27 protein-coding genes and 1 tRNA gene are annotated in these 26,270 nt (G+C 70.0%); 16 read left to right on the plus strand and 12 right to left on the minus strand.

Going from position 1 to position 26,270, the window contains the following annotated elements; genetic code table 11:
* Nucleotides 1–70 precede the first annotated feature (70 nt).
* Nucleotides 71–397, minus strand: coding sequence for a GntR family transcriptional regulator (locus ABFJ78_RS18940; RefSeq protein ID WP_310976736.1), 327 nt, complete (start codon nucleotides 395–397; stop codon nucleotides 71–73).
* 119 nt (nucleotides 398–516) lie between these two features.
* On the opposite strand from ABFJ78_RS18940, the gene ABFJ78_RS18945 reads away from it, so the two are divergent.
* From ABFJ78_RS18945 to ABFJ78_RS18990, 10 genes are all read left to right on the plus strand, one after another.
* On the plus strand, nucleotides 517–810 hold the full coding sequence (locus tag ABFJ78_RS18945) for a hypothetical protein (protein ID WP_436387658.1): 294 nt from the start codon (nucleotides 517–519) through the stop codon (nucleotides 808–810).
* Nucleotides 811–971: 161 nt separating this feature from the next.
* Nucleotides 972–1,169 (plus strand): hypothetical protein, encoded by a 198-nt coding sequence (locus ABFJ78_RS18950; RefSeq protein ID WP_436387659.1) that lies wholly within the window; start codon nucleotides 972–974, stop codon nucleotides 1,167–1,169.
* A 1-nt stretch (nucleotide 1,170) separates the two neighbouring features.
* On the plus strand, nucleotides 1,171–1,488 hold the full coding sequence (locus ABFJ78_RS18955; RefSeq protein WP_436387660.1) for a hypothetical protein: 318 nt from the start codon (nucleotides 1,171–1,173) through the stop codon (nucleotides 1,486–1,488).
* A complete protein-coding gene (locus tag ABFJ78_RS18960) occupies nucleotides 1,488–1,691 on the plus strand; it encodes a hypothetical protein (protein WP_436387661.1) in 204 nt (67 codons plus the stop codon). The genes ABFJ78_RS18955 and ABFJ78_RS18960 overlap by 1 nt, the downstream gene beginning before the upstream one ends.
* Nucleotides 1,691–2,596: a hypothetical protein gene (locus ABFJ78_RS18965; protein WP_436387662.1), complete on the plus strand. Its 906-nt coding sequence runs from the start codon at nucleotides 1,691–1,693 to the stop codon at nucleotides 2,594–2,596. The genes ABFJ78_RS18960 and ABFJ78_RS18965 overlap by 1 nt, the downstream gene beginning before the upstream one ends.
* Nucleotides 2,596–4,863, plus strand: a complete 2,268-nt coding sequence (locus ABFJ78_RS18970) for an FtsK/SpoIIIE domain-containing protein (protein WP_436387663.1) — start codon at nucleotides 2,596–2,598, stop codon at nucleotides 4,861–4,863. Before ABFJ78_RS18965 ends, ABFJ78_RS18970 begins: the two co-directional genes overlap by 1 nt.
* Before the next feature lie 234 nt (nucleotides 4,864–5,097).
* Nucleotides 5,098–5,457: a hypothetical protein gene (locus ABFJ78_RS18975; protein ID WP_436387664.1), complete on the plus strand. Its 360-nt coding sequence runs from the start codon at nucleotides 5,098–5,100 to the stop codon at nucleotides 5,455–5,457.
* A complete protein-coding gene (locus tag ABFJ78_RS18980; protein WP_436387665.1) occupies nucleotides 5,457–6,641 on the plus strand; it encodes a DUF3631 domain-containing protein in 1,185 nt (394 codons plus the stop codon). The genes ABFJ78_RS18975 and ABFJ78_RS18980 overlap by 1 nt, the downstream gene beginning before the upstream one ends.
* A gap of 288 nt (nucleotides 6,642–6,929) precedes the next feature.
* Nucleotides 6,930–7,118 carry a helix-turn-helix transcriptional regulator gene (locus ABFJ78_RS18985; protein ID WP_436387666.1) on the plus strand — a complete coding sequence of 63 codons (189 nt, stop codon included), beginning with the start codon at nucleotides 6,930–6,932 and terminating at the stop codon, nucleotides 7,116–7,118.
* Entirely contained in the window at nucleotides 7,118–8,530 is a 1,413-nt protein-coding gene (locus ABFJ78_RS18990) for a tyrosine-type recombinase/integrase (protein WP_436387667.1), read from the plus strand. The genes ABFJ78_RS18985 and ABFJ78_RS18990 overlap by 1 nt, the downstream gene beginning before the upstream one ends.
* A gap of 112 nt (nucleotides 8,531–8,642) precedes the next feature.
* Here the strand turns inward: ABFJ78_RS18990 and ABFJ78_RS18995 are convergent.
* Nucleotides 8,643–8,716, minus strand: a tRNA-Leu gene (locus ABFJ78_RS18995).
* A gap of 173 nt (nucleotides 8,717–8,889) precedes the next feature.
* Between ABFJ78_RS18995 and ABFJ78_RS19000 the strand changes: the two genes are divergently transcribed.
* Nucleotides 8,890–9,492, plus strand: coding sequence for an ANTAR domain-containing response regulator (locus ABFJ78_RS19000; RefSeq protein ID WP_372667078.1), 603 nt, complete (start codon nucleotides 8,890–8,892; stop codon nucleotides 9,490–9,492).
* Nucleotides 9,493–9,526: 34 nt separating this feature from the next.
* Complete coding sequence (locus tag ABFJ78_RS19005) at nucleotides 9,527–10,048, plus strand: hypothetical protein (protein ID WP_436387668.1); 522 nt, start codon at nucleotides 9,527–9,529, stop codon at nucleotides 10,046–10,048.
* 45 nt (nucleotides 10,049–10,093) lie between these two features.
* Here the strand turns inward: ABFJ78_RS19005 and ABFJ78_RS19010 are convergent, their stop codons facing one another.
* From ABFJ78_RS19010 to ABFJ78_RS19030, 5 genes are all read right to left on the minus strand, one after another.
* Nucleotides 10,094–10,807, minus strand: a complete 714-nt coding sequence (locus ABFJ78_RS19010) for an ABC transporter ATP-binding protein (RefSeq protein WP_436387669.1) — start codon at nucleotides 10,805–10,807, stop codon at nucleotides 10,094–10,096.
* Complete coding sequence (locus ABFJ78_RS19015; protein ID WP_436387670.1) at nucleotides 10,797–11,570, minus strand: ABC transporter ATP-binding protein; 774 nt, start codon at nucleotides 11,568–11,570, stop codon at nucleotides 10,797–10,799. The genes ABFJ78_RS19010 and ABFJ78_RS19015 overlap by 11 nt, the downstream gene beginning before the upstream one ends.
* Nucleotides 11,567–12,694 carry a branched-chain amino acid ABC transporter permease gene (locus ABFJ78_RS19020; protein WP_436387671.1) on the minus strand — a complete coding sequence of 376 codons (1,128 nt, stop codon included), beginning with the start codon at nucleotides 12,692–12,694 and terminating at the stop codon, nucleotides 11,567–11,569. The genes ABFJ78_RS19015 and ABFJ78_RS19020 overlap by 4 nt, the downstream gene beginning before the upstream one ends.
* Complete coding sequence (locus ABFJ78_RS19025; protein ID WP_436387672.1) at nucleotides 12,691–13,662, minus strand: branched-chain amino acid ABC transporter permease; 972 nt, start codon at nucleotides 13,660–13,662, stop codon at nucleotides 12,691–12,693. Before ABFJ78_RS19025 ends, ABFJ78_RS19020 begins: the two co-directional genes overlap by 4 nt.
* A 111-nt stretch (nucleotides 13,663–13,773) precedes the next feature.
* Nucleotides 13,774–14,928, minus strand: a complete 1,155-nt coding sequence (locus ABFJ78_RS19030) for a branched-chain amino acid ABC transporter substrate-binding protein (RefSeq protein ID WP_436387673.1) — start codon at nucleotides 14,926–14,928, stop codon at nucleotides 13,774–13,776.
* 530 nt (nucleotides 14,929–15,458) lie between these two features.
* On the opposite strand from ABFJ78_RS19030, the gene ABFJ78_RS19035 reads away from it, so the two are divergent.
* The gene (locus ABFJ78_RS19035) at nucleotides 15,459–16,229 is read left to right on the plus strand and encodes an alpha/beta hydrolase family protein (RefSeq protein WP_436387674.1); all 771 of its coding nucleotides are present in this window, start codon (nucleotides 15,459–15,461) and stop codon (nucleotides 16,227–16,229) included.
* Here ABFJ78_RS19035 and ABFJ78_RS19040 read toward each other — a convergent pair.
* The gene (locus ABFJ78_RS19040; protein WP_436387675.1) at nucleotides 16,195–17,166 is read right to left on the minus strand and encodes a LysR family transcriptional regulator; all 972 of its coding nucleotides are present in this window, start codon (nucleotides 17,164–17,166) and stop codon (nucleotides 16,195–16,197) included. The genes ABFJ78_RS19035 and ABFJ78_RS19040 overlap by 35 nt on opposite strands.
* A 4-nt stretch (nucleotides 17,167–17,170) precedes the next feature.
* Nucleotides 17,171–17,611: a PaaI family thioesterase gene (locus ABFJ78_RS19045; RefSeq protein WP_093952561.1), complete on the minus strand. Its 441-nt coding sequence runs from the start codon at nucleotides 17,609–17,611 to the stop codon at nucleotides 17,171–17,173.
* 62 nt (nucleotides 17,612–17,673) lie between these two features.
* On the opposite strand from ABFJ78_RS19045, the gene polA reads away from it, so the two are divergent.
* The 3 genes from polA (at nucleotide 17,674) to ABFJ78_RS19060 (ending at nucleotide 22,816) form a co-directional block, all read left to right on the plus strand.
* The gene (gene polA / locus ABFJ78_RS19050; protein ID WP_436387676.1) at nucleotides 17,674–20,415 is read left to right on the plus strand and encodes a DNA polymerase I; all 2,742 of its coding nucleotides are present in this window, start codon (nucleotides 17,674–17,676) and stop codon (nucleotides 20,413–20,415) included.
* Nucleotides 20,416–20,512: 97 nt separating this feature from the next.
* Nucleotides 20,513–21,046: an EF-hand domain-containing protein gene (locus ABFJ78_RS19055; RefSeq protein WP_436387677.1), complete on the plus strand. Its 534-nt coding sequence runs from the start codon at nucleotides 20,513–20,515 to the stop codon at nucleotides 21,044–21,046.
* Between the two features lie 159 nt (nucleotides 21,047–21,205).
* Nucleotides 21,206–22,816: a trypsin-like peptidase domain-containing protein gene (locus ABFJ78_RS19060; RefSeq protein WP_436387678.1), complete on the plus strand. Its 1,611-nt coding sequence runs from the start codon at nucleotides 21,206–21,208 to the stop codon at nucleotides 22,814–22,816.
* A gap of 172 nt (nucleotides 22,817–22,988) precedes the next feature.
* Here the strand turns inward: ABFJ78_RS19060 and ABFJ78_RS19065 are convergent, their stop codons facing one another.
* Genes ABFJ78_RS19065 through ABFJ78_RS19075 form a run of 3 tightly spaced genes read right to left on the minus strand, consistent with a single transcriptional unit; the run spans nucleotide 22,989 to nucleotide 26,139 of the window.
* A complete protein-coding gene (locus ABFJ78_RS19065; RefSeq protein WP_436387679.1) occupies nucleotides 22,989–23,561 on the minus strand; it encodes a TetR/AcrR family transcriptional regulator in 573 nt (190 codons plus the stop codon).
* Nucleotides 23,558–25,453 carry a YhgE/Pip family protein gene (locus ABFJ78_RS19070; protein WP_436387680.1) on the minus strand — a complete coding sequence of 632 codons (1,896 nt, stop codon included), beginning with the start codon at nucleotides 25,451–25,453 and terminating at the stop codon, nucleotides 23,558–23,560. Before ABFJ78_RS19070 ends, ABFJ78_RS19065 begins: the two co-directional genes overlap by 4 nt.
* A complete protein-coding gene (locus tag ABFJ78_RS19075) occupies nucleotides 25,450–26,139 on the minus strand; it encodes an ABC transporter ATP-binding protein (RefSeq protein WP_436387681.1) in 690 nt (229 codons plus the stop codon). The genes ABFJ78_RS19070 and ABFJ78_RS19075 overlap by 4 nt, the downstream gene beginning before the upstream one ends.
* Between the last annotated feature and the right edge of the window lie 131 nt (nucleotides 26,140–26,270).

The raw sequence follows: 26,270 nt of genomic DNA on the forward strand, positions 1-26,270 counted from the left end.
TTGGACTGTGGTGGCGCTCACGGGTGAAGCTATTCCCATGATCACGGAACACGGGCCGAACGGCCGAACATCACGACCGCTTCTCAAGCTCCTCTACCCGGCGCCGGAGGTCGGCAACCTCGGCTCGGAGCGCGGCGACGTCGTCGGCGGGGGCGCTCTCGTCCGGGAGGCTCCGGACGAACGTGCCTCGCCCGGCGGCGGACTCGAGCACGCCGGCGTGCTGAAGCTCCCGGATGGCGTTGTGGACGGTGAGTTCGGCGACGTTGTACGTCGCCGACAGCGCTTTGAGGGACGGGATCTTCTCCCCGAGCGCGAACTCGCCGGCCCGGATGCGTCGGACCAGGTCATCCCGGATCTGTGCGCCTAGCGGCTGCGCTCCCTGCTGATCGATAGGCATCTAGCCAGGGTACGCAGAAAACCAACATCACCCTAATGCGCCACACGTGCGAGCTTGACTTACCTGAGCACCATAGTGTGCACTAAGGTGCAGTAAGGCATTAGATCGAAAGGTTCCTCATGAAGTTCGCGAACATCACCAACCACGTCATCCGGGCCGCCGCCGACAGTGTTTCCGCTGTTCAGGGGTACTGCCCGGATGGCCTGGACGAGTCCGTCATCGACGCGCTGATCGCCGAAGTCGACCAGGAGTTGACCGGCGCGACGGCCGTGGCGGAGACCCGTACCCGGCACGCGTTCACCGACTCGCAGCACGCCCACCGCACTCGTCGGCGCGTCAGCCGCGCGGCGCTGCGGGTGCTGCCGTTCCGGCTCGACACGGCCGCGTCGGCGGAGAGCGGGGAGGCCGCATGACGGTCCGGCTCGGTATCCCCGTCGCATTTGGTCCCGACACGGCGGCTCACTCCGCCAAGAACGCGCACGCCGCGTCGGGTCTCCCGATCAACCACCACGCAGGTAGCTACTCGGAGAGGTCTCTCATGGTAGGCACCCTCACTCCTCGCGCAATCGAGCGTTTGGCGATCCGCCGATACACCGACCAGACCGGCCAGTCCTGGGCCAAGGCCCCGGCTGCCACGCGCCGGGCGTGGCTGGCGGAGGCCGAGCCGGTGATCCGCGCCGAGCACGGCATCGCGCTGGACGCGGTGTGGGACAGCGGGGACTGGCAGGCACCCGGCCAGTCCGACCTGTTCGACGTGCCGGAGGTGGCCTGAGATGTCCGCGCAGGTACTGATGGTCCTCGGCGGTCTCGCGCTGGTCGGCGTGTTCGCCGTGTGGCGCTCCGGCCGCAAGTCCGCGATCCGGGCCCAGAAGGGCGTCCGCGAGATCACTCGGATGACGGGCAACACGATCCGTCTGGTCCTGGCCACGGCGATCATCGCGTTCGTCCAGTGGCTGGTGATCGTGAAGATCCAGAACACCACCGCCACGTGGATCGCGCTGGTCGTCCCGGCGCTGCTGGCCGCCGCCACGATCGTGCGGCTGATGGCCATCACCGAAATCGTCCACACCACCCGTGGGGGTCGTCGCTGATGTTCGGCAAGAAGAGGTCCGAAGAGGACGCCATCGATGCCGCCGTGGTCCACGTGCTGCTGTCCGGCATGAAGCCCGAGCACCGGCAGGGCGTTCTTTCGCAGCTCAACGACAACGAACGCCGCCAGGTCCTGAACGCGGAGCTGGAAGGCCGCGCGGACCAGTGGGAGCGCAAGACCGGCACCGAATGGGGGCAGAGCTGATGAGCACGGAAACCCTGGCTCCGCAGGACGCGAAGCACCAGCCGCTCACGGACGCGGACAAGCTCGCCCAGGACGCCGCTACCGCCGCGCAGGTCCGCCGGCTGGCCAACCACCCCGACGTGGTCGCGCTGCGGGTGGAAAAGGTCCGCACGCAGATCGACGCGGTGATCTGGCTCGGGATCTTCCTCGGCCTGGCCTTCACCATGGTCAACGTCCAGTCCTTCGCCGCCGCCGGCGCAGCCACCTGGTCGCTCGGGTGGCTGGCCGGGTGGCTGCTGGACCCGATGGTCTCGCTCGTGTTGGTGGCGGTGCTGCGGGCGGAGCAGGTGACCGCCCGGTACCAGGTCGACACCGGCCGGTGGGCGCACCGAACGAAGTGGTTCGCCTTCCTGGCCACCTACGTCATGAACACCTGGAAGTCCTGGACGCACCTGGACGTGGCCGGGGTGGTGCTGCACTCGGTGCCGCCGGTGCTGGTGTTCCTCGCAGCGGAGACCGCGCCGGTCCTGCGGGACAAGCTCACCGAAGCCGTCATGGCCGCCGCCGGCGCGGCGTTCACGGGAGAGCAGGCCGCCGACGCTCCGGCCGCCGTGCCCGCCGCTCCGGTGGAGGACAGCGCGGGGGAGAAGCCGGCACCTGTTGCCCGGCCGCGTCGCCGTGCGGCCCGCAAGCCTGCTGCGAAGCCCACGCGGAAGCTGCGCGGGGACTACCTGGCCGACGCCCGCGCCGCGTGGACACCGGGCATCGAGATCACCCCGGCCTGGGTCCGGTCCGTGTGCCCGGAGATCTCGCGCGGCACCAGCAAGAACGTCGCTGACGACCTGATCGCCGAAACCGCCCGCCCGGCCGCCTTGCCGGTGCCTGCTGACCAGCCCGTGATCGTCGACCAGGAGGAGGCCGCCTGATGTCCACCACCGCCGACCACACCCCCGAGTCCGTGAACGGACCCGACCCCGAAGGGCTTCTCTCCGTGAACAGCACGCCCGACCCGTCCACGAATACCCCGACCGACACGTCCGTGAACGCCGCCGTGAACACCGACCCGGCCGCCACCGACACGGTCACGACGCGGGCCGGGAACGTCGTCCCGATCCGCCCGGACACCGCCCGCACGCCGGAGGAGATCCCGGAGCAGGACCGGCCCGCCGCAGACAACGCGGAGTCTGGTGCGGTCGTTCGGCTGGTCGACCCGCCCGCGACCAAGGCGACGTGGTGGGAGACCGTCTCCGACGCCACCGCCCGCCCGCTGGTGGCCAAGTGGCTCACCTCGGCGGAGGAGTTCAAGTCGCGGGCGCGGTTCCTGGTCCGCTACGCCGCCCACACCTTCGCCTTCCACGCGCTGCGGGTGCCGGTGTACATCCCGTCCGCGCTGCTGCGCGCCCCGGGCGCGTTGTGCCGGCTGACCGCCCGGGTGGGGCGGTGGGTGTTCGACGCGGAGTCCAAGCCGGTGCGGATGAACGCCCGGGACCGCAACGACGCGGATGTGTACATGAAGCTGCGCGATGCCCGCAACGAGACCGTGCGCCACCGCTCCGCCCCGGTCATGGTCGCCGTCCTGGTACTGATCGCGACGGCGTACCTGTGCCTGACGTTCGTGTCGCCGGTGTGGAACTGGACGGCCCTGGTGGCCACCCTCACCGCCGTGGGCTGGTGGGGCGCCCCGGCGGACAAGCCGGTCGCCGGCCGCGCCGTGGACTCGGTCAAGACCCCGAAGCTGACGTCGTCGATGATCGAGGACGCACTCTGCTCTCTGGGCATCGGTGGCCTGAATCAGGCCTACGCCAAGGGCAAGCGCATCGAGTTCCCGAACCCGATTGCCCGCGACGGCGACGGCTGGCGCGCCGACGTCGACCTTCCGTTGGGTGTCACGGCCGGCGACATCATCGCCAAGCGCGACGAGCTGTCCTCCGCCCTGCGCCGCCAGATCGGGTGCGTGTGGCCCGAGGGGGATGCAAAGGTCCATGAAGGACGGTTGGTGTTGTGGGTCGGGGACATCGATATGTCCAAGGCCAAGCAGAAGCCGTGGCCGCTGGCCAAGCCGGGCGCGACGGTCGACCTGTTCAAGGCTCAGCCGTTCGGCACCGACCAGCGCGGCCGCTGGGTGCCCATCACGCTGATGTTCGCCTCGATGGTGATCGGCGCGGTCCCGCGCATGGGCAAGACGGTCACGCTGCGGGAACTGCTGCTGATCGCCGCCCTGGACCCGCGCGCGGTGCTCTACGCCTACGACCTCAAGGGCACCGGCGACCTCTCCCCGCTGGGACAGTGCGCGCACGGCTACGGGGTCGGCGACGACCCCGAGGACATCGAACGCATGGTGGTGGAGATGCGGGAGCTGCGGGAGGAGATGCGCCGCCGCACCAAGGTGATTCGCAACCTGCCGGAGTCCGTGTGCCCGGACAACAAGGTCACCCCGGAGTTGGCCGCGCGCAAGGACTTGCGGCTCGCGCCGATCGTGGTCGGGGTGGACGAGTGTCAGGTGTGGTTCGAGCACCCCGAGCACGGGGAAGAGCTGGAGGAGATCTGCACCGACCTGGTCAAGCGCGGCCCCGCCTTGGGGATCACGCTGATCCTGGCCACGCAGCGCCCGGACGCGAAGTCGCTGCCCACCGGCATCTCCGCCAACGCCATCCTGCGGTTCTGCCTCAAGGTCATGGGGCAGCAGGCCAACGACATGGTTCTCGGCACCAGCCAGTACAAGTCCGGCGTGCGCGCCACGATGTTCGCCCGCTCCGACCGGGGCATCGGCTACCTCGCCGGCGAGGGCGATGACGCGCAGATCGTGCGCAGCGTCTACAAGGACGCCACCGACGCCAAGAAGATCGCCGCCGGCGCCCGGGCACGGCGGGAAGCGCTGGGCAACATCACCGGCTACGCCGCCGGCGAGGCCGTCGACGTCGAGGCCGCGCGCCTGGACCCGCTGGCCGACACCATCGCGGTGTTCGCCCGGGGCGAGGACAAGCTCTGGTCCGACGCCATCGTGACCCGGCTCGCCGAGCTGCGGCCCGGCCAGTACCGGGGCTGGACGGCGCAGAACCTCGCCACCGCGCTCAAGCCCTACGGCGTCAAGCCCAAGCAGGTGTGGAGCACCGACCCCGACACCGGCAAGGGAGCCAACCGCAACGGCTACACCCGCGACGCCCTCACCACTGCCAAGAACAACCGAGCGTAACCAGTCTCGGAGGCTAGGGGCGGTGCGCGTCCTAGACCAGACCGCCCCTAGATCTAGACCCCTCCTCTAGACACCCGCAGCGGTCGTGAACAGCGCACTAGCGTCCTAGACCCACCTCGCTCCGACCTGCGGAAACACCCGGAAAACCAGGCTAGCGCCATCGCCACGCGGCCCTAGCTCTGACTCAACGCACCCACACACCGTCACTTTATGTGACCGACGTGAGGAACCGCCTTGACCGCGCACGCCACCACCGCCGGCCCGGCCACCCGGGTCACCATCCCCTTCGCTGAGTACCGCGCGCTCACCCTCGACGCCGCCGCCTGGCGACTGCTCAACACCAGCCCACACGTCGCCGAACTCCTCGCCGAATGGATCGAGTGGGACCGCCGCCGCACGCTGCGGGAGACGTCCAACGCCGTGTCGGCCGCCGCTGACTGGCGCGCGCTTGCCGGCGCGCCGACCTACGCCGAACTCGAACGCCGCCGCGCCGTCGCCACCCGGCCCGCCCTGACGCCGCACCAGATCCGCGCACAGGCCACCGCGTCCTGGGCCCGGGTTGACGCCTGGATCGCCACTCGAGAGGCCGCCTGATGACCACCACGACACCGAACGACGAGGGAGCACCGATGGGCACCTACGACCTCGAACCGTCCACGTTGGACGGGGCCGCCTTGCTCGACTCGCTGCGGGCCGCGCTCACCCGGTACGTGGCCTTGCCCAACCCGGAGACCGCCGACGCCATCGCGCTCTGGATCGCGGCCACCCATGCGCAACCGGCGTGGGCGCACGCGCCCCGGCTGGTGATCCGCGCGCCGGAGAAGCGCTGCGGGAAGTCCCGACTGCTCGACATCGTCGAGGCCACCTGCCACAACCCGTTCATCACGGTCAACAGCAGCCCGGCTGCCGTCTACCGGTCGGTCTCCGAGGACCCGCCCACCCTGCTCGTCGACGAGGCAGACACCATCTTCGGACCGAAGGCCGACGGGAACGAGGACCTACGCGGGCTGCTCAACGCCGGACACCAGCGCAACCGACCAGCCAAGCGCTACGACGCCACCAACCAACGCGTCGAGTCCATCCCCACCTTCGCCATGGCCGCCCTCGCCGGCATCGGGGCCATGCCCGACACCATCGAGGACCGGGCCGTCATCGCCCGGATGCGCCGTCGCGCGCCCGGCGAAACCGTCTCGCCGTATCGGCACCGCCGGGACCGGCCCGCTCTGCGGATGCTCGCCGACAACCTGCACGCGTGGCTGCGCGCCGACCTGTCCACATTGGAGACCGCCGAACCGGAGATGCCCGTGGAAGACCGCGCCGCCGACACCTGGGAACCCCTGGTCGCCGTCGCCGACCACGCCGGCGGCACCTGGGGCGACCGCGCCCGCGCCGCCGTGCTCGCCCTCACCGCCACCGCCGACGAGGACAACGAAGGCTCCGACCGGCAACGCCTGCTCACCGACTGCCGCACCGCGTTCGGCGACGAACTCGCCCTCCCGACCGCTGAACTGCTGCACCGCCTGCGCGCCCTGGAAGAGTCGCCGTGGCGCGAGTACGGCGCTACCGGGCTCACCGCCATGAAACTCGGCAGCCTGCTCAAGGAGTACGGCATCCGCTCGGACACCATGCGGTTCCCCGGCGCCGGACAGGCCAAGGGCTACCGCCGCGCCGACTTCGCCGACTCGTGGGAGCGCTACTGCGCCGATCCGCCGGCCAAGGGCGACGGCGAAGCGGCGGCCCGGGGAGCGATTCCGCTGCGCCGGGCGCGGTCGGCCTGACGCCCGCCGGGCGGGGTAGTCGTACCAGCCGTACCAGCCTCATTTCCGCAGGTCAGCCCTGGTACGGCTTCCCCGCCTGGTACGGCTCAAGCCGTACCACCGCAACCGTCCTGGTACGGCTCAAGCCGTACCACGAAACCAAGCCGTACCGCACCTGACCAGGCAAAACGAGGCTGGTACGGCTGGTACGGCTTACCCCCTAAGCACCGACAACCGACCACACCGAAACCGAGGAGAGCCCATGCCCATCACCGCCACCCGTAACGCGATCCGAAGGGCTCACCATCGATGGCCACGCCACGCCAGCACCTCACCATCGCCGAACTCTGCGCCGAACTCGCCGTAGCGCGCTCGACCTTCTACGAGTGGCGCGCCAAGAAGCGCGCACCCCGCTGCATCAAGCTCCCGAATGGGGAGCTCCGGATCCGCCGGGCCGACCTTGAGTCCTGGCTCGACAACTGTGAGGAGGCCGCCTGATGGACACGACCTACGACGTCAAGATCTGGAAGATCGAGACCCGCGTCTGGAAGTCGAAGACGAGTTACCGCGTCGTCTGGTTCGTCGCCGGCGCGCGCTTCGGTGAGACGTTCGAGACGAGTGCTCTGGCCGATAGCTTCCGCTCGGACCTGGTTGCCGCGTCACGACGCGGTGAGGCTTTCGAGCGCACGCAAGGTCTCCCGGTCTCGAAGCTGCGGGAAGAGAACGAAATGCCGTGGTTCGACTTCGCGTGCAAGTACGTCGATATGAAGTGGCCACGGGCCGCCGGGAAGTCGAGGGCGGGGAACGCTGATGCGCTCGCCAGTGTGACGCCGGCGCTGCTGAAGACGACCCGGGGCGCGCCGGACAGCAGGACGCTTCGCCGGGCGCTCACCGGTTGGGCGTTCAACACCAAACGCCGCGATGAGCCGAAGCCGCGAGAGGTGGAGCAGGCGTTGAAGTGGCTCAAGACGAACACCGCGCCGGTGTCGAGGCTCAACGACAAAGCGGTGCTTCGGGAGGTGCTGGAAGTGCTGTCGCTCAAGCTCGACGGAAAGCAGGCTGCGGCGAAGACCGTCAACCGCAAGCGCGCCGTTCTGTTCAACGCGTTGGAGTACGCCCACGAACTGAAGCTGTTGACCGCAAATCGACTTTCCGAAGTGAAGTGGACAGCCCCGAAGTCGGTGCGGGCGATCGATAAGCGCGTGGTCATCAACCCGAGGCAGGCGAAGAGTCTGCTGTCCGAAGTGGAGGCACAGCGGATCGAAGGGCAGCCGCGCCGGTCGTCTGGGCCGATGTTGGTCGCGTTCTTCGCCGTCATGTACTACGCGGCTCTCCGGCCGGAGGAAGCGGCCATGTTGCGCAAGTCGGACTTGCAGCTCCCCGAAGAGGGGTGGGGCGAGCTGCTGTTGTCGGAGACCGCGCCGATCACCGGCGCGGCCTGGACGGACAGCGGGGAACGCCGCGACCGCAGGCAGCTCAAGCAGAGGGGAAAGGGAGAGGTCCGCACAGTGCCGTCGCCACCGCCGCTGACGGCGATCCTGCACACGCACCTGACCACGCTCGGCACGGCGGCCGACGGGCGGCTGTTCCGGAACCTGACTGGGGGAGACCTGGCCGAATCCACGATCGGCCGGGTCTGGGACAAGGCGCGTAAGGCGGCGTTCTCGGACGACGAGTACGCCTCTCCGCTGGCAAAGCGTCCCTACGACCTCCGCCACGCCTGCGTGTCGACCTGGCTGGCCGCTGGGGTGCCCTCTACGCAGTGCGCGGAGTGGGCCGGCCACTCAGTCGCCGTCCTGCACCAGATCTACGCCAAGGTCATCGCCGGCCTGGAGTCGGCGGCCCACGACCGCATCGAGAAGGCGCTCGACTGGCAGGGCGACGAAGGCCCGACTCGCGGGGGCGCATAGGGGGTGGAGGGTCGTAGACGGCCGGACAGAGCCAGACACGACCGGACTCACGAGAACGGCCCCTGGCCGGATAAGTCCTGGTCAGGGGCCGTTCTGTGCTGGTGGGCCACTGTGCCCCCGGTGAGATTCGAACTCACACTGGACGGGTTTTGAATCCGTTGCCTCTGCCAGTTGGGCTACGGGGGCGTGACGTCGTAACCCTACGGGATCACCGAACCCGGCCAGTGACCGGCCCCGGGTGTCACGCCCGCCACTTCGTGGTGAACGCCATCTCTTCTTCTGGATCGTTCCCGGTAGGCTTCAGGTTCGCGGGAAGCCGCGAGACCCACCGTCCCGCCGAGTCTTTCAGGAGGACCCCGGTGACCGATCAGGCTACCGAGGCCATCGTGCCGCAGCGTCGGGTGCTCGTCGCGGAGGACGAGGCACTCATCCGGCTGGACCTCGTCGAAATGCTGCGTGAAGAGGGCTATGAAGTGGTCGGGGAGGCGGGGGATGGCGAGCAGGCCATCTCGCTGGCCACCGATCTGAAGCCCGACCTCGTGATCCTCGACGTCAAGATGCCCAAGCTGGACGGCATCGAGGCCGCGGCCAAGATCACCGGTGACCGGATCGCCCCCGTGGTCATCCTCACCGCCTTCAGCCAGCGTGACCTCGTCGAACGCGCCCGGGACGCCGGGACCATGGCCTACCTCGTCAAGCCCTTCGCCAAGCGGGACCTCGTTCCGGCCATCGAGCTCGCCGTCAGCCGGTTCTCCGAGCTGCAGGCCCTCGAGGCCGAGGTCGCCGGGCTCACCGACCGGCTCGAGACGCGGAAGGTCATCGACCGCGCCAAGGGCCTGCTCATGAGCCGGCAGGGCCTCACCGAGCCCGACGCCTTCCGCTGGATCCAGCGCACCGCCATGGACCGCCGGACCACCATGAAGGCCGTCGCCGAGGCCGTCGTCGAGAGCATCGGAAGCTAGCCGTAACCGACGGCCGGCGGGCAGAATCACCCAGGTGAAACTGCTGCCGGCCGTCGTCGCCCTCATGCTGCTGACCGGATGCGAAGCGGCCCCGAGCACGCCCGCGCCGACCACCTACGAGCTGCCGCCGCGACAGGTCCGGCCCGATGAGACCGCCCTCAAACTCGCGCCCGCGAAGAACGGCGACACCGAGTTCGACCTCATCGGCCTCGCCGCCGGGCTGCCCAGCATCACCGGGAGCCACACCGAGTTCCCCGCCAAGGGGCAGTTCGTGCGGCTGCGGCTGGTCGTCACCAACACCGGCACCTCGAGCGTCCTGTTCGACACCAAACGGCAACTGCTCGTCGACGACCAGAGCGCCACCCACCCGCCCGAAGAGCAGGCCATGCTGATCAAGCGCCAGCCCGGCCAGTTCGACCTCGGGCACGGCGTGCGCGTCGAGTTCGACCTCTACTGGGACATCCCCAAGGACCGGAAGCCGGTCGCGATCCGGGCCTTCGGCGGGCCGACGATCACCGACATGAAGAACGCCAACGGCACCGACATCAAGCTGTGAAAAGGGCCCGGCGCACGAAGCGCCGGGCCCCTTCCGCAACACCACTCAGACCCCGAGGTCGCCACCGAGATAAGCGGCCCGCACCTTCGGGTCGTTCAGCAGCTCGGCCCCCGGCGCGCTCTGGACCACTCGGCCCGTCTCGAGCACGTACGCCCGGTCCGACAGCTTCAGCGCCTGCTGGGCGTTCTGCTCCACCAGCAGCACCGTCGTGCCGCGCTTGTTGATCTCGCGGATGATGTCGAAGATCTGCGCGATCAGCATCGGCGCCAGGCCCATCGACGGCTCGTCGAGCAGCAGCACCTTCGGCTTCGTCATCAGCGCGCGGCCGATGGCGATCATCTGCTGCTCGCCGCCCGACATCGTGCCGCCGAACTGCGTCTTGCGCTCGGCGAGGCGGGGGAACAGCTCGTAAACTTCGGCGAGGTCGGCCTGGAGGTCGTCCTTGCGGGTGTAGGCACCCATCAGGAGGTTCTCCTGCACCGTCATGCCGGGGAACACGCCCCGGCCTTCCGGCGACTGGCCGATCCCGAGCAGCACGCGCTTGTGCCCCGGGGTCTTCGAGATGTCCTGGCCGTTGAACAGGATCCGGCCGCTGGTGAGCGGCCGCAGCCCGGAGATCGTCTTGAGCGTCGTGGTCTTGCCGGCGCCGTTGGCCCCGATGAGGGAGACGATCTCACCCTCGCCGACCTGGAGGCTCATGCCCTTGAGGGCCGCGATCTTGCCGTAGTGGACGTTGATGTCCTCGACCTCAAGAAGCATCTTCGGACACCCCCAGGTACGCCTCGATCACCTTCTGGTTGTTCTGCACCTCGTGCGGCAGCCCTTCTGCGATCTTCTGGCCGAAGTCGAGCACCGCCAGCCGGTCGCTGATGTGCATGACCAGGCCCATGTCGTGCTCGATCAGCAGCACCGTGCGGCCGTCGTCCCGGATCTTGCGGATCAGCGCCTGCAGGGCGTTCTTCTCCGCCGGGTTCATGCCGGCGGCCGGCTCGTCGAGCAGCAGCAGCTTCGGATCCGTGGCCAGCGCCCGCGCGATCTCCAGCCGGCGCTGGTCGCCGTAGGAAAGGTTCTTCGCGACGTTGTGCTCGACCCGGCCGATGCCGACGAAGTCGAGCAGCTCACGGGCCCGCTCACGGCCGTGCTTCTCTTCCTTGCGGTGCCACGGCAGGCCGAGCGTCGCGCCGATCGCGCCCGTCTTGTGGTGAGCGTCGACGCCCACCATGACGTTCTCCAGCGCGGTCATGTTGTGGAACAGCCGGATGTTCTGGAACGTCCGGGCGATCCCGCGCTTGGTGACCTTGAACCGCTTCATGCCGTCGATGCGGTCGCCGTCGAAGCGGACCTGGCCCTCGGTCGGCTGGTAGACGCCCGTGACCACGTTGAACACCGTGGTCTTGCCGGCGCCGTTCGGGCCGATGAGGGCGAAGATCTCGCCTTCGTTGATGCTGAGGTTGACCTCGCGCAACGCCGTGACGCCGCCGAAGCGCATGGTCACGTTGTCGAATTCGAGCAGCGCGCTCACTTCGTCACCTCCGCCGAAGCCTCGGAGTCGGGGCCGGCCACTTCCGCGCCCATGGCGCCCATGCCGCCGGTTCCTTCCCGTAGTTCGGCCTTGCGCTGCCGCGACGGCAGCAGGCCTTCCGGCCGCAGCGCCATCATCAGCACCAGCACGGCACCGAAGACGAGGACGCGGTAGTCGTTGAACTGGCGGAAGCGCTCCGGCAGCCACGCGATCACGAACGCCCCGATGATGACGCCCGGGAGGTTGCCGGACCCGCCCAGCACGACCGCGGCCAGGATGGTCGCGGACAGGATGAACGGGAAGTTCTCCGGCTGGATGAACACCGCCTTGCTCGCGTAGATCGTGCCCGCGAAGCCACCGATCATGGCGCCGATGGCGAAGGCGAGCAGCTTGAACTTGAACGTCGGCACGCCCATCAGCTCGGCCGCGTCCTCGTCCTCGCGGATCGCCGCCCACGCCCGTCCGACCCGGCTCTTGTTGAGCCGCACCGAGAAGGTGATGACGAGCACGATCGCGAACAGCATCAGGTAGTAGTACGGCGCCGGGTCGAGGAAGAACTCCATGCCGAAGATCGGCTCGGGGTGCGGGATGTTCGTGATGCCGCGGGCCCCGCCGATGCCGTCGGTGTTGTTCGCCGTGATCCGGACGATCTCCCCGAAGCCGAGTGTGACGATGGCCAGGTAGTCACCTCGTAGCCGTAGCGTTGGTGCGCCGAGGATGACCCCGGACACCGACGCGAGGAAGATGCCCAGCACCACCGTCGGCCAGAACGACCAGCCGTAGCTCGTACCGATCGACGCCCACGTGTAGGCGCCGATCGCGAAGAACGCCACGTACCCGAGGTCGAGCATGCCCGCGTGGCCGACCACGATGTTGAGGCCGACGGCGAGCAGGATGTACGTGCCGACCGGGAAGATCAGCACGGTCGTCCAGTCCGAGTACGGGGACATGAACGAGCCGATCCACGGCGCGGGCAGGATCAGCGCGAAGACGATCAGCGCGATGTAGACGGCGTAACGCTGCCAGTGCGGCGCGTCGGCCCACCAATCGCGCATCCCGTCGATGGGGTGGAAACCCTTGCGCGCGCGGGTTTCGTTGTTCTCAGCCACTCCGTCGCCTTTCATGCGCGTGCCCGTTGCAGGGATTCGCCGAGGATGCCGGTGGGCCGGAGCATCAGCACGAGGACCAGGACCACGAACGCGGTGACGTCCTTCCACTCGGAACCGAGGAAGATGGAGCTCCAGTTCTCGACCAGGCCCAGCACGATCCCGCCCAGCAGGGCGCCGCGCAGGTTGCCGATCCCGCCGAGCACGGCGGCGGTGAACGCCTTGATGCCGAGCAGGAAGCCGATGCGGTAGTCGGTGTTCTCGTACTCCATGACGTACAGCGCCGCGGCGACACCCGCCATCGCGCCACCGAGCAGGAAGGTGATCCGGACGATGCGGTCGATGCTGACGCCCATGAGGACGGCGGCTTCGGGGTCCTGTGCGGTCGCGCGGATGCCGCGGCCGATGCGCGTGCGGCTGACCAGCTGGTCGAGCACGACCATCACGACGACGGCGGCGATGACGACGAAGACGTGGTCGGTGCGGACGACGCCGTTGCCGATCCGGAACAGCTCCTCGTGCGGCACGAACCGGGGGGCGTTCTGCTGGACCTTGCCCGCCTTGTCCGACAGCGCGGGGATGATCGCGAGACCGAACAGCTCCTGCAGGAACAGGGAGGCGCCGATCGCGGAGATCAGGGCGGCCAGCCGGGTCGCGCCCTTCTTGCGCAGCGGCCGGTAGGCCAGCTGCTCCAGCACGATGGCCGAACCGCCGGACGTGGCCGCCGAAGCGACCGCGATGAGCAGGAGGATGCCGATCATCCCGAAGACGCCGACCGTGATCGGGGCGGTGCCGCCGGCGATGGCGATGAGGATGAACAGGGACGTCATCGTCCCGATCATGAAGATTTCGGAGTGTGCGAAGTTGATGAGCCTCAGCACGCCGTAGACCATCGTGTAGCCGAGGGCGATGAGGGCGTAGATGGAGCCGGCTACCAGGCCGCCGATGGTGCTGCCCAGAAACTGGCTCTGCAGATCTTGGAACATGACGTAGTTGCCTTACCTGACGGGGCGAGGATGGTCGCCACATTGGCGGGGAGCGGAGGTGCTGTGGTCGTCCACAGCGCCCCCGCTCCCGTTAGGTGTGCTCTAGCTCCGTCAGCCGTTGATCTTGGCTTCGGTCGAGGCGCCGAGGTTCTTGATGACCCCGCCGACGACCTGGTACACGTAGATCGCGTTCGTCTGCGGCTCGCCGTTCTCCTTGAACTTGATCTGCTTCGACGCGCCCTTGAAGTCTTCCGTCTTCAGGAAGTCGTTGATCTTCTCACCGGTGGTGTTGCCGGCCTTGACCGCGTTGATGATGGCGGTCGCGGCGTCGTAGCCCTCGGTGGCGTAGATCGCCGGGTCGACGTTGAACTTCGCCTTGTACTTGGTGGCGAACTCGTTGGTGGCACCCGCGTCCGGGATGTTGCACGGGCAGCCGATGACGGCGCCTTCGGCGGCCGCGGCACCCGCGCCGGAGACCAGCTGCGGGTCGAGCGAACCGTCACCGGTGGCGAAGATGGCCTTCACGCCGCCGTCGCGGAGCTGCTTGAGCAGCCGGCCGCCCTGGGCGTAGTAACCACCGAAGGTGATGACGTCCGGGTTGGCGGCCTTGACCTTCTGGACCGTCGAGGAGTAGTCCGACGCGTCCTTGGCGAACTTGTCGCGCTCGGTCGTGATGCCCTTGTCCTTGAAGGTCTTCTCGAAGGCGTCCGCCAGGCCGACGCTGTACTCCTGGTCGTCCGAGATGACGTACGCGTTCTTCGGCGACTTCGCCGTGATGAGGAAGTTCGCGATGGCCGGGCCCTGGTCGTTGTCGTTCGCGACGACGCGGTGCCAGTACTTCCAGCCGTTCGAGGCGAGACCCGGGTTGGTCGCCGACGGCGACACGCTCGGGATCTTGCCCTGCTCGAGGACGCCGCCGACGGCCTTCGACTCACCCGAGAACGCCGGGCCGATCAGGGCCGTGATCTTGTCCGTCCCGATCGCGGTCTGGACCAGCGAGGTGGCCTGCTCCGGCTTGCCCTGGCTGTCGTAGTTCTTCAGCTCGAGCTTCACCTTGGGGTTCGTGGCGTTGTACTCGTCGATGGCGAGCTTGGCGCCGTTGTTGGGCGGGATCACGATCCCGGAGTTCTCCCCGGTCAGGTCGCCCATGAACCCGATCTTCAGCGTGCTGCCGTCACCACTGTTGCTGGACGAGCCGCCACCGGCGCAGCCCGCCAGCGCGAGCGACGTCGCCGCTGCGAGGGCGAGAACCCGTCCAAAACGCACTCCTGACACCGACTACCTCCCATGACCAACCAGCCGCCGGTAGGCGTTGCCCCCGACACAGGGGCTAGGTTAGGGCAGGAAGATATCCCTCTCGCCCGTCATGTGCACAGGCGGCCTCACTACTCTGTGTCCACATCGTGACGATCGCAACCGACACGAATTGCACGAAAAGGCGAACGATGTTTCGCGGCGGCCCGCCGCTGGTCACGCAGCGATGCTAAGTATCGGCGCTCGTTCTGCGAATGGGTGACAGCCGTGTTTCCGCGGTATGTCATCGGCCATTTCGGCGGGCGGTGCGTGGCCGGTTTCCCGCAGATCCGCTGTTCACCCTGGCGGGGGCCGCCGGGAGCGGGCACCGCCGTAGGGATGCACCTTACGTCCGGTTCGGGCGGCCGATCGGACCAGCCTCCGGGTGAAAGTCTGCCCGAACGGTCACAACCATCGGTTGTCGTGGCCCTCCGAACGGCTGTTGGACCCGCGCCCCGCCCCGGCTGTTCGCTGGAAGCAGCCGAGAGACAGGGAGAGACAGGATGCGGGAAGCAGTCGAGGGCGTCGCGGCGGGCGTGCCGTTCGTGGCGCTGGCGCCGGCGGACCCGGCCGCGCCGGCGGCGCTGCTGGCGGGCTGGCACCTGATGGAAGAGCCTTCGAACGAGCGGGCCTTCGCCGAAGCGGTGCCGATGACCGGGCTGCCGGCGTGGCGGGTGTACTTCGGCCTGCCGCTGACCGGGGCACGGCTGCCCGAAGGCGGTCCGGCCGAGCTGTTCCGGCTGGCGAGCGAGGACGCGGTGCTCAACGTCTTCGAGCCGGTCACCGAGCAGGCGGTGGCGGAGTTCCCCGCGGCGCTGGCCGAGCTGCGGGACCGGCTGCCGGGCGCGGACGGCCCGCTCGGCGTCTTCGGCGGTTCGGCGGGCTCGCTGGTCGCGCTGGAGGTGCTCGCCCGCGGAGACGTCGCGGTCGAGGCCGCCGCGGTGGTCAGCCCGGTCGCCCGGCTGGCGCCGGTGATCGGCCGCAACGAGCGGCTCTTCGGCGTCACCTACCCCTGGACGCCGCGCTCGCGCGCCGTCGCGGACCGCTACGACTACGTGCGCCGGGCCGGGGAGGTGACCGCGCCGCTGCTGCTGGTCGCGGGCGCCGACGACGACGTCGCCGTGCGCGAGCCGGCCGGAGCGCTGCGCGAGAAGCTGGGGACCGAGCTGGTGACGGTCGACGGGATGGCGCACGAGTTCCCGCCGGGGACCCCGGAAGCGAAGGCCGTCGACGAGGCTTTCACCGGGTGGTTCGCGCGGCGGCTGCGAGCTTGACGTCGTCCTCCGGCAGCCAGGCGTGCTCGGGGTCGTAGGCGCACCAGTCCTCTTCACGGCTGGTGCGCCCGGCCAGCGCCAGCAGCCGCCGCAGCGCCGGGCTCGCCTTCCCGCGCCGCCAGACCAGCGACCACGGGAACAGCGGGGACGGCTCGAACGGCAGCACCTTGAGGTTGAGGTCGGGCGCGAGCTCCATGTCCGCCCCGGCGAGGGTGACGCGCCGCTTGCCGTAGCGCGTCTGCTCGAGGGTGTGCCGCAGGTCGAAGCTGACGCCGGAGTCGTCGATCGGGACCCCGAACCGGTCGCACAGCTCCCGCAGGTAGGACAGCCACTCGGCGGGCCCGCGCAGGCCCGGCAGCCAGATCCCGTCGGCGCGCAGGTCGTCGAGCCGCAGCACGTCCTGCACGGCCAGCGGGTGCTCCGGGGCGAGCAGCGCGACCAGCGGTTCGAGCCGGACGACGCGGTGCTCCAGCCCGTCGGGCAGCGGCCGGCCGGAGCCGCTGACCCGGCCGACGGCGACGTCGAGCTCGCCGGACAGCAGCGGCTCGACGGCGCCTGCGAACCCGCCGCCGGCGACCCGGTCGATCCGCAGCGCCGGCTCCCGCGCGGCCAGCCGGCGGAGCAGGAAGATGGGGGAGAGCCGGTAGTCGACGACGTCGAGGCGCAGCGGCCGGTCGTCGGCGCCCATCGCGGCCACCGCCGCGTCGGCCACCCGCACCAGCTCGCGCGCGTGCGGGAGGAACCGCTCGCCTTCGGCGGTGAGCTCGACCGAGCGGTTGGTGCGCAGGAACAACGGCGTGGCGAGCGAGTCTTCGAGCTTCCGGATCCGCTTCGACAGCGCCTGCTGGGTGAGGAACAGCGCCTGGGCGGCCCGCCCGAAGTGGCGCTGTTCCGCGGTCACGACGAACGCCCGCACCTGGGCGAGGTCGAGGTCCACGCGCTCAGGCGCCCGGCGGGCGGTCCCGGACGACGCAGGTGAGCCGCGCGGTGCAGGTCCGCCGGCCCTCGTCGTCGGTCAGCACGATCTCCGCGGTGATCGTGCCGCGGCCGACGTGCAGCGGCGTCGCGACGCCGGTGACGGTGCCCGAGCGGACGGCCCGGTGGTGGGTGCAGGACAGCTCCAGCCCCATCGCGGCGCGGTCCGGGCCCGCGTTGAGCGCGGCGACGGTCGAGCCCAGCGCTTCGGCGAGCACCGCGTTGGCGCCGCCGTGCAGCAGGCCGTACGGCTGGAGGTTGCCCTCGACCGGGATGGTGCCGACCACGCGTTCGGCGGTGGCTTCCAGGAGCTTCATGCCGACCTTGTCGTTCAGCTGCTGGTCCGCGGCGGCCGGATCGATCCCGGCGTAGTTGTCGACCGCGACGTCTGCGGCGCGTTCGGTCACGCAGTGCTCCTCTTCCTATGCGACACGTAAGAGTGTCGGACCCTCAGCCTAGACTCGGCCCCGTGAGCCCGAGTGAGAAGACGACCGTTGCCAACGCCACAGGAACCACCGCTGTCGCCGAGCGGCCGAAGCTGCTGCTGATCGACGGCCATTCGATGGCCTACCGCGCGTTCTTCGCGCTGCCCGCGGAGAACTTCAAGACGAAGACCGGGCAGGTCACCAACGCGGTCTTCGGGTTCACCTCGATGCTCATCAACCTGTTGCGCGACGAAGCGCCGAGCCACCTCGCGGTGGCGTTCGACCTCTCGCGCAAGACGTTCCGCTCGGAGACCTACGCCGACTACAAGGCGAACCGCAGCACGACGCCGGACGAGTTCCGCGGCCAGGTGGACCTGGTCAAGGAGGTCCTCGACGTGCTCGGGATCCCGTCGCTGGTCAAGGAGAACTTCGAGGCCGACGACATCATCGCCACGCTCACGACGCAGGCGACGGCCGACGGCTTCGACGTTCTCATCTGTACCGGCGACCGCGACGCGCTCCAGCTGGTGACCGACCAGGTCACCGTGCTGTACCCGAAGCGCGGCGTCTCCGAGATGACCCGGTTCACCCCGGACGCCGTCGAGGAGAAGTACGGGCTCACCCCGCGCCAGTACCCGGACTTCGCCGCGCTGCGCGGCGACCCGTCGGACAACCTGCCGAGCATCCCCGGCGTCGGCGAGAAGACCGCGGCCAAGTGGATCAGGCAGTTCGGCTCGCTCGACGACCTCATCGACCGGGTCGACGAGGTCAAGGGCAAGGTCGGCGACGCGCTGCGGGCGCACCTCTCCTCGGTCCAGCTCAACCGCCAGCTGACCGAGCTGATCCGCGACGTCGAGCTGGAGATCGGGCCCGCCGGGCTGGAGCTGCGCCCGTGGGACCGCGAGGCGGTGCACGCGCTGTTCGACGAGCTGGAGTTCCGCGTGCTGCGGGACCGGTTGTTCGCGACGCTGCAGAGTGCCGAGCCGGAGGCCGACGAGGGCTTCGAGGTCTCGGGGTCCGCGCTCGCGCCCGGCGCGCTCGGCGCGTGGCTCGCGGCGCACGCGGGGGCGGGCGAGCCGGTCGCGCTGGCGTTCCGCACGGTGGGCACGTCGGTCCGGTCCGACCTGCGCGCGGTCGCGTTCGCCTCGGCCGACGGCGAAGGCGCGTACGTCGACGTGACGGCGATGGACCAGGCCGACGACGCCGCGCTCGCCGCGTGGTTCGCCGACCCCAAGATCCGCAAGACCGGCCACGACCTCAAGGTCCCGCTGCACGCGATCCGCGCCCGCGGCTGGGCGCTCGCCGGGCTCGCCATGGACACCGCGCTGGCCGCGTACCTCGTGCGGCCCGGGCAGCGCACGTTCGAGCTCGACGACCTCGCGCTGCGCTACCTGCACCGCGAGCTGCGCTCGGAGACCGACGGCGGCGACGGGCAGCTGTCGCTGCTCGACGGCGGCGCGGAAGGCCTGGAGCAGAAGGAGATCGACGAGGAGCTGGTCAAGGCCCGCGCGATCTTCGAGCTGGCCGGCGCGCTCGACAAGGAGCTCGAGCAGATCGGCGGCGCGCGGCTGCTCGCCGAGCTGGAGCTGCCGCTGCTGGAGGTCATCACCGAGCTGGAGGTCGCCGGCGTGGCCGTCGACCTCGAGCAGCTGACGTCGCTCGAAGCGCACTACCTCTCGCGCGTCACGCAGGCCGCCGAAGCCGCGTACGAGGTGATCGGCAAGCAGATCAACCTCGGCTCGCCGAAGCAGCTGCAGGTCGTGCTGTTCGACGAGCTCGGCATGCCGAAGACCAAGCGCACGAAGACCGGCTACACCACCGACGCCGAGGCGCTGCAGGGCCTGTTCGAGAAGACCGAGCACCCGTTCCTGCAGCACATGCTGGAGCACCGGGACGCGACGAAGCTGCGCACGACGGTCGAGGGCCTGATCAAGTCGGTCGCCGACGACGGGCGGATCCACACCACGCTGCTGCAGACGATCGCGGCCACCGGGCGGCTGTCGTCGACCGAGCCGAACCTGCAGAACATCCCGGTCCGCACCGAAGAGGGCCGCCGCATCCGCGACGCGTTCGTCGTCGGCGAGGGCTTCACCGAGCTGATGACCGCGGACTACAGCCAGATCGAAATGCGGATCATGGCGCACCTGTCGAAGGACGAGGGCCTCATCGAGGCGTTCAACTCCGGCGAGGACCTGCACACGTTCGTCGCGTCGCGGGCGTTCTCGATGCCGCCGGAGGAGATCACGCCGGAGCTGCGCTACCGCGTCAAGGCGATGTCGTACGGGCTCGCGTACGGGTTGTCGGCGTACGGGCTTTCGCAGCAGCTGCGGATTTCCACCGAGGACGCCAAGGCCCAGATGGAGGCGTACTTCGCCCGCTTCGGCGGCGTGCGCGACTACCTCCACTCGGTGGTCGGCGAAGCGGCGAAGTGCGGCTACACGGAGACGATCTTCGGCCGCCGCCGCTACCTGCCGGACCTCAACAGCGACAACCGCCAGCGCCGCGAGATGGCCGAGCGGATGGCGCTCAACGCCCCGATCCAGGGCAGCGCGGCCGACATCATCAAGGTCGCGATGCTGAACGTCCACCGCGCGCTCGTCGAGGCGAAGCTGAAGAGCCGGATCCTGCTGCAGGTGCACGACGAACTCGTGCTCGAGGTCGCCGAGGGCGAGCGCGAGCAGCTGGAGAAGCTGGTGCGCGACGGCATGGGGTCGGCCTACGACCTCGCGGTGCCGTTGGAGGTCTCGGTCGGCTACGGGCGGTCCTGGAACGAAGCCGCCCACTGAGGTCACGCCGCGTCACGACCCGGATCACCGGGTCGTGGCTCGGGTGTACTCGGGCGGCCGTCGTCGAGTACCGGTCGGCGCGGCGATGCTGTCGTGCATGGCGAGTGACTTCCAGCGACGCAAGATCTCCGGGGTGTTCGGCGCGATGGACGCCGACGCCGACGGCTACCTGACCGAGTCCGACTTCCGCGCGCTCACGGCGAGATGGCTCGACGTGCGCGGCACCGACGCCGGCACGCCCGAGGGCGAGAAGCTCGCCACGATCATGATGGGCTGGTGGGCGACGCTGCGCGACGCGTCCGACCGCGACCGCGACGGCAAGGTGACCCTCGACGAGGTCCTCTCGGTCGTCGACGAACTCCCGAAGATGCCGGGCGCGGTCACCGGCACGGCGGCGGCGATGTTCGAAGCGGTCGACGAAAACGGCGACGGCGCCATCTCGGCGGCCGAGTACCGGCGCATGATCGAGGCGTGGAGCGGCGTGGGCGTCCCGACGGACGAGGTGTTCGCGCTGCTGGACACCGACGGCGACGGCCGGCTGTCCCACGACGAGTTCACCGGCCACTGGTACGAGTTCTGGGCCGGCGACGACCCCGCGGCGGCCGGGAGCTGGGTGTTCGGCCGCGGCTGAACGCGAGCGGTTTTTCCGACGTCTCTGACGGAAATACTCACCGGCACACAACACCGTTCGGCGTTCCTACCAACGGAGGACTCCGTTCGGGTGAGCCATTACCGCTGGGTAGGGAGGTCGGCGCCCACCCGGGAGCGATCACGGCGTAGGGTCCGCCGAATGGGGTTCGAGCGTGAGCGACGACGCTGGCGGGTCCGGCTGCACGACGAACTCGGCCGGGTGTGCGGTGCGGGCACGGTGCTGGACGAATACCACGTCCTCACGAGCGCGCACGTCGTCGAAACCGCCGGGGGTCCGCGGTCCGCGTTGAGCGTCGACTTCGTCGGCCTGGCCGAGGCGATGCCCGGCTCGGCGACCGTCGTCGAAGGCTGCTGGGTGCCCTCCGACGGGGGCGGCCGCGGCGATCTCGCCGTGCTGCGCCTCGACCGCCCCGAGTCCCGCGTCTTCCGCGCGCCGCTGCACCGCATGCCGCTCGGCGAGCACCAGCTCGTCCGCGCCTTCGGTTTCCCGCCGGGCTCGGTCGGCCGCTGGACGCACGCCCGCCTCGGCGGCCCCGAACACCCCGGCGGCCCCGGCGGCGAGTGGGTCCGGCTGTTCCGCACGGCCGAAGCCGAACCGCTCGGCCCCGGTTTCGGCGGCACGGCGGTGCTCGACGAGGCGACCGGGCACGTCGTCGGCGTCGTCGTCGGCAAGGACACCGGCACGTGGATGATCCCGGTCGAGACCATGCTCGGGCACCTGCCGCAGCTGAGCATCTGGACGTCGGGCAGCCCGGCCGTCGACGCGAGCTTTTCGCGCCCGGTCGGCGAAGCCGTCGACGTCTCCTTCGTGCAGAGCGTCGCGGACTGGTTCGCCAAGGCCGAGCCCGGCACGGTCTGGGTCGTCGACACCGGCGAGGCCGGCTCGCCGGTCGCCGCGGCGCTGCGGTTCGGGATCGTCCTCGCCGACCGCGAACGCTCCCTCGGCGTGCCCGGCCTGCCGCCGGCGCTCGGGCAGATGCCGCCGGCGGGCAGCGTCGACCTCGCCGTCGACGCGACCGGCCGCACCGCCGACGCCGTCCGCCACCGCATCGCCGACCGGCTGACGACCGGGGTCGCCGGCCGCACCCTGGTGGTCGACGCGATCGACGACTCCGCCGAACCCGACCGGCTCGTCGGCGAGGTGCTGGCACCGCTCGCCGGCCGCGCGGCCGAGCTCGGCATCCGCCTGCTGCTCGGCTTCCGGGAGGAGTCTTCGCCCGGGGTGGCGGCGATCCGCGCGGGCACGCTCGGCGCCCGCCCGGCACCGGACGACCTCGCGGGCCGGCTCGACGTGCTGACGCAGGCGGTGGAGGAGCTGGCCGAGATCGAGGCGTACCAGCTGAGGGTGGCGACGCGGTTCACCGGCGTCGCGATGCTCCCGGCCCGCGCCCAGCGGCTGCGCGCAACGCTGAAGCAGCTGCGGTCGGCCGAAGTCGACGGCGACGCGGAGTGGGTCGAGAAGCACATCGACGGCCACGAGCACGCGGTGGCCCCGGCGGTCGAGGACGGCCGCCGCCAGCGAGCGGTGCTCGACGGCTTGGTGGCCCGCCGCGAGGAGCTGCGGGCCCGGCTGGCCGCGGACAACGAGCTGGCGCGCGACCGCGGCCTGGACGGAGATCCGGAGCTGGAGCAGGCGTACGTGCCGGCGAAGAGGTTGCTGATCGACGGCCCCTGCGAGCTGACGGCGGCGGCCACGGCGGTCGACACGTACGCGGCGGCGGTCCGGGCCCGCCTCGAAGACCGCCCCTGACGGACTTCGAGGCGCCGAAACTGTCGGTGCCGACCGGTAAAGTGGAAAACGGGGGGCGCCCCCGCGGGCTCGGCCGCGATCAGTCCGCAGACTCGTCGACAGACGTAGTGAATGACTCATTCCTGTCGTCTGGCGACATGAATGAGTCATTCACTACACCGGAAACGCCGGCTCAGCGCCGTCCCAAGCCCCGGATCAGCACCATCACCGCTTCCCGCACCTCGCCCCGCGTCCGCTGCGGCCCGAACACCTGCCAGTCGAGCGCCACCACCAGCATCGTCCCGAACAGCCCCGCCGCCGCCGTCGGGATCTCGACCCCCTCCGGCAGCCGCCCGGCCGCGTCCAAACGCGACAGCTGCTGCTTCACGATCGAGATGATCTCCTCGCGCAGCAAGGAAAGCGTGTCGTGCCACTGGCCCGGCGTCCGCCACAGCTCGCTCACCAGGATCTGCGAAAACCCCGGATACCGGGCGATGAACTCCAAGGTGACATCGACCTGCGCCTCGATCACGTCCAGCGGGTCCTCTTCGGAGACCGCGGAACGAAGCCGCGAGGCCAGCATGTCGACCCCGTACCGCAGGAGCCCGTCGACCAGGCCGTCCTTCGAGCCGAAGTTGTAGTAGACCGTGCCCTTCGCGACGCCGGCCTCGGCCGCGATGTCGTCGACCGTCAGCCCCACCAGGCCCCGGCTCTTCGAGAGCCGCAACGTGGCCTCGAAGAGCTTCTGCTTCGTCCCGCCGCTCACAGGCTCAGCTCGGGCTTGAGCGCGGACACCGTCCAAACGCGACGTTTGCGCGCGGCCAGCGTCGACACCAGGATCCCGCCCACCAGGTACGCCAGCAGCACCCCGATGTCACCCAGGATCTGCACCGTCGCGCCGCTGTAGAAGAGGTGGCGGAAGCCGTCGATCGCGTAGCCCATCGGCAGCACCACGTGCAGCGGGTACAGCGCGTCCGGGATCGTCTGCCACGGGAACGTGCCGCCCGCGCTGACCAGCTGCAGCACCAGCAGCACCAGGCCGAGGAACTTGCCGACCGCGCCGAAGAACGCGTTGAGCGCGTGCACCACCGAGGTGAACGTCAGCGACACCAGCACCGCGAACCCGATCGCGCCCAGCGGGTGCGCGATGTGGATGCCGACCAGCCACGTCACCGCGCCGAACAGCACGATCACCTGCGCGATACCGAGCAGCGCCGAGGACAGCCAGCCGCCGACGGCGACCCGGAACGGCGCCGCGCCCGCGGTCAGGGCCCGCGTAGAGAGCGGCCGCAGGATCAGGAACAGCACGAACGCGCCGATCCACGTGGCCAGCGAGATGAAGAACGGCGCGAGACCGGCGCCGTACGTCCCCGCCGACGCCTCGCCGTTGGCGTTCACCGCTACCGGGTCCGCGATCGTGTTGGCCGTCGCGTTGCGGGTCGGGTCGTCCGGGTTCGGAATCTGCTGGAGCCCGGCCGCGAGCCCGTCGCGCAGCTTCACCGCGCCGTCCGCCAGCTGGTTCGTGCCGGTGACGGCCGTCTTTTCGCCGTCGCTGAGCTGCGAAGCGCCGTCGCGCAGCTGGTTCGCGCCGTCGGACGCCTGGGCGATGCCACTGGTCAGCTGCGGCGACGCGGCGGCGAGCTTGGCCGCGCCGTCGGACACCTGCCGGGCGCCGTCGGCCAGCTTCGCCAGGTCGCCGTTGGCCTGCTGGATCTTGCCGTTCGCCTGGTCGACGGGGGAGCGCAGCTGGTCGGCCCGCGCGACGATCGCCTGGACCTGGGTCTCCGGCACGCCGGCGTCGCGCAGGTCCGTCACGAGCTGGGTGCGGTAGGAGTCGAGCTTGCCCTGGACGTCCGACGACGCCGTGGCGGCCAGCGACGCCGCGTCGGCGACCTTCTGGTCCCCGGCGGCCACCTGCGACGCGCCGTCGGCCAGCTTCTGCGTCTGAGATGGCAGGGAAGCGGTACTGCTCTTCAACGTGCCCAGACCGGTCGCCAGCGTCGACGAGCCGTCCGCGAGCTTCGCGGCGCCGTCGGCCAGCTGCTGCTGACCGGACTTCAGCTGCGAAGCGCCGTCAGCGAGCTGTGACGCGCCGGTCGACGCCTCCTGGATCTTGGCGTAGATCGTGGAGAAGCCGACGAGGAACCGGTCCGCGGCCTCGCTGCCGACCTTCTCCGCGATCGTCTTGCGCACCTGCTCGGCGACCTGCTTGGCGATCGTGCCGGAGAGGTAGTTGTTGGCGTCGTTGGTGGTCAGCGTGATCGTCGCCTGCTGCGGCTGGAAGTTGCCGACCGACAGCAGTGCCGCGGAGAAGCCGCTCGGGATGCCGATGGCGAACGAGTACTTGTCGTCGCGGACGCCGTCGCGCGCCTCCTGCTCGGACACCTCGTGCCACTGGAAGGTGCCGGACTTGACCAGCTCGTCGGTCACCTCGCGGCCGACGTTGCGCTGCTGGCCGGTCGAATCCTTCGCGCCCGTGTCGCTGGTGAAGACGGCGGCGGGCAGCTTGTCGAGCCGGCCGTAGGGGTCGTAGTTCGCGTAGAGGTAGAAGGACGCGTAGAGCAGCGGCACCAGCACGAGCGCGACCAGCGCGAGCTTCGGCATCGTGCCGGTGGAGAGGCGGCGCAGCTCGTTGCGCGCGATCCGGAAGGCGTTCATTCGGTGACCTCGTCGGTGCTCTCGGGGAGCTCTTCGGTGGGGGTGGGTTCGGGGGCGTGGTGCCGCGGCTCGGGCTGCTCGGCGGCGCCCAGGAGGGCGGGCGGGAACGGCAGCGCGGACAGCGGCGTCGTCGCGGTCAGGACGACGACGGCGAGCCCGCGCTCGGCCTGTTCGCGGGCGAGGTCCGCCCAGCTGCCGACATCACTGGTGTGCCGGTCGGGCGTGTCGAGCACGAGCAGCCGGACGCCCTTGCGCTCGGCGGCCAGCTCGGTGAGCAGCCGGGTGCGCAGGGCCGGGGCGAGGTTCTCGAACCGCGTGCCGGCGAACGGCGCGGCGTCGTGCGCGGCCAGCCACCGGGCGACGTCCTCCTTGCCGGCCGGGCGGTGGGCCAGCGCGAGCTCCTCGCCGACGACCACGCGCAGCGCCAGCGCGTCGTCGGGCTCGCTGACGCCGGGAGCGTCGACGACCGCGACGAGCTCGGGCAAACCGGCGTCGACGCCGTCGGCGTGCACGGTGCCGGTGGTCGGCTTCAGCCGCCCGGCCAGCGCGAGGCCGAACGCGGTGACGCCGACGCCGGGCTCGCCGTGCACGATCGCCAGGTCGCCCTCGCCGACGGTCAGCGAGGTGGGCGGTAACAAGGTGCCGTGGTGCCCTTCGAGGGACACGCGATCGGCTCGGACCTGCACGGGGGACTCCAGCGTTTTTGAACTGACCGGTCAGTTCAAAAACTAGTCCTCGCCGGGGTGGGCGGCAAGATCACCGGACGCACGTCACACCCGTGGGTGACTCACGAGAGGCTCGCACGCGGTCGGCGGTG

The sequence above is a fragment of the Amycolatopsis sp. MEPSY49 genome, from assembly GCF_051337345.1.
Taxonomy (GTDB): Bacteria; Actinomycetota; Actinomycetes; order Mycobacteriales; family Pseudonocardiaceae; genus Amycolatopsis.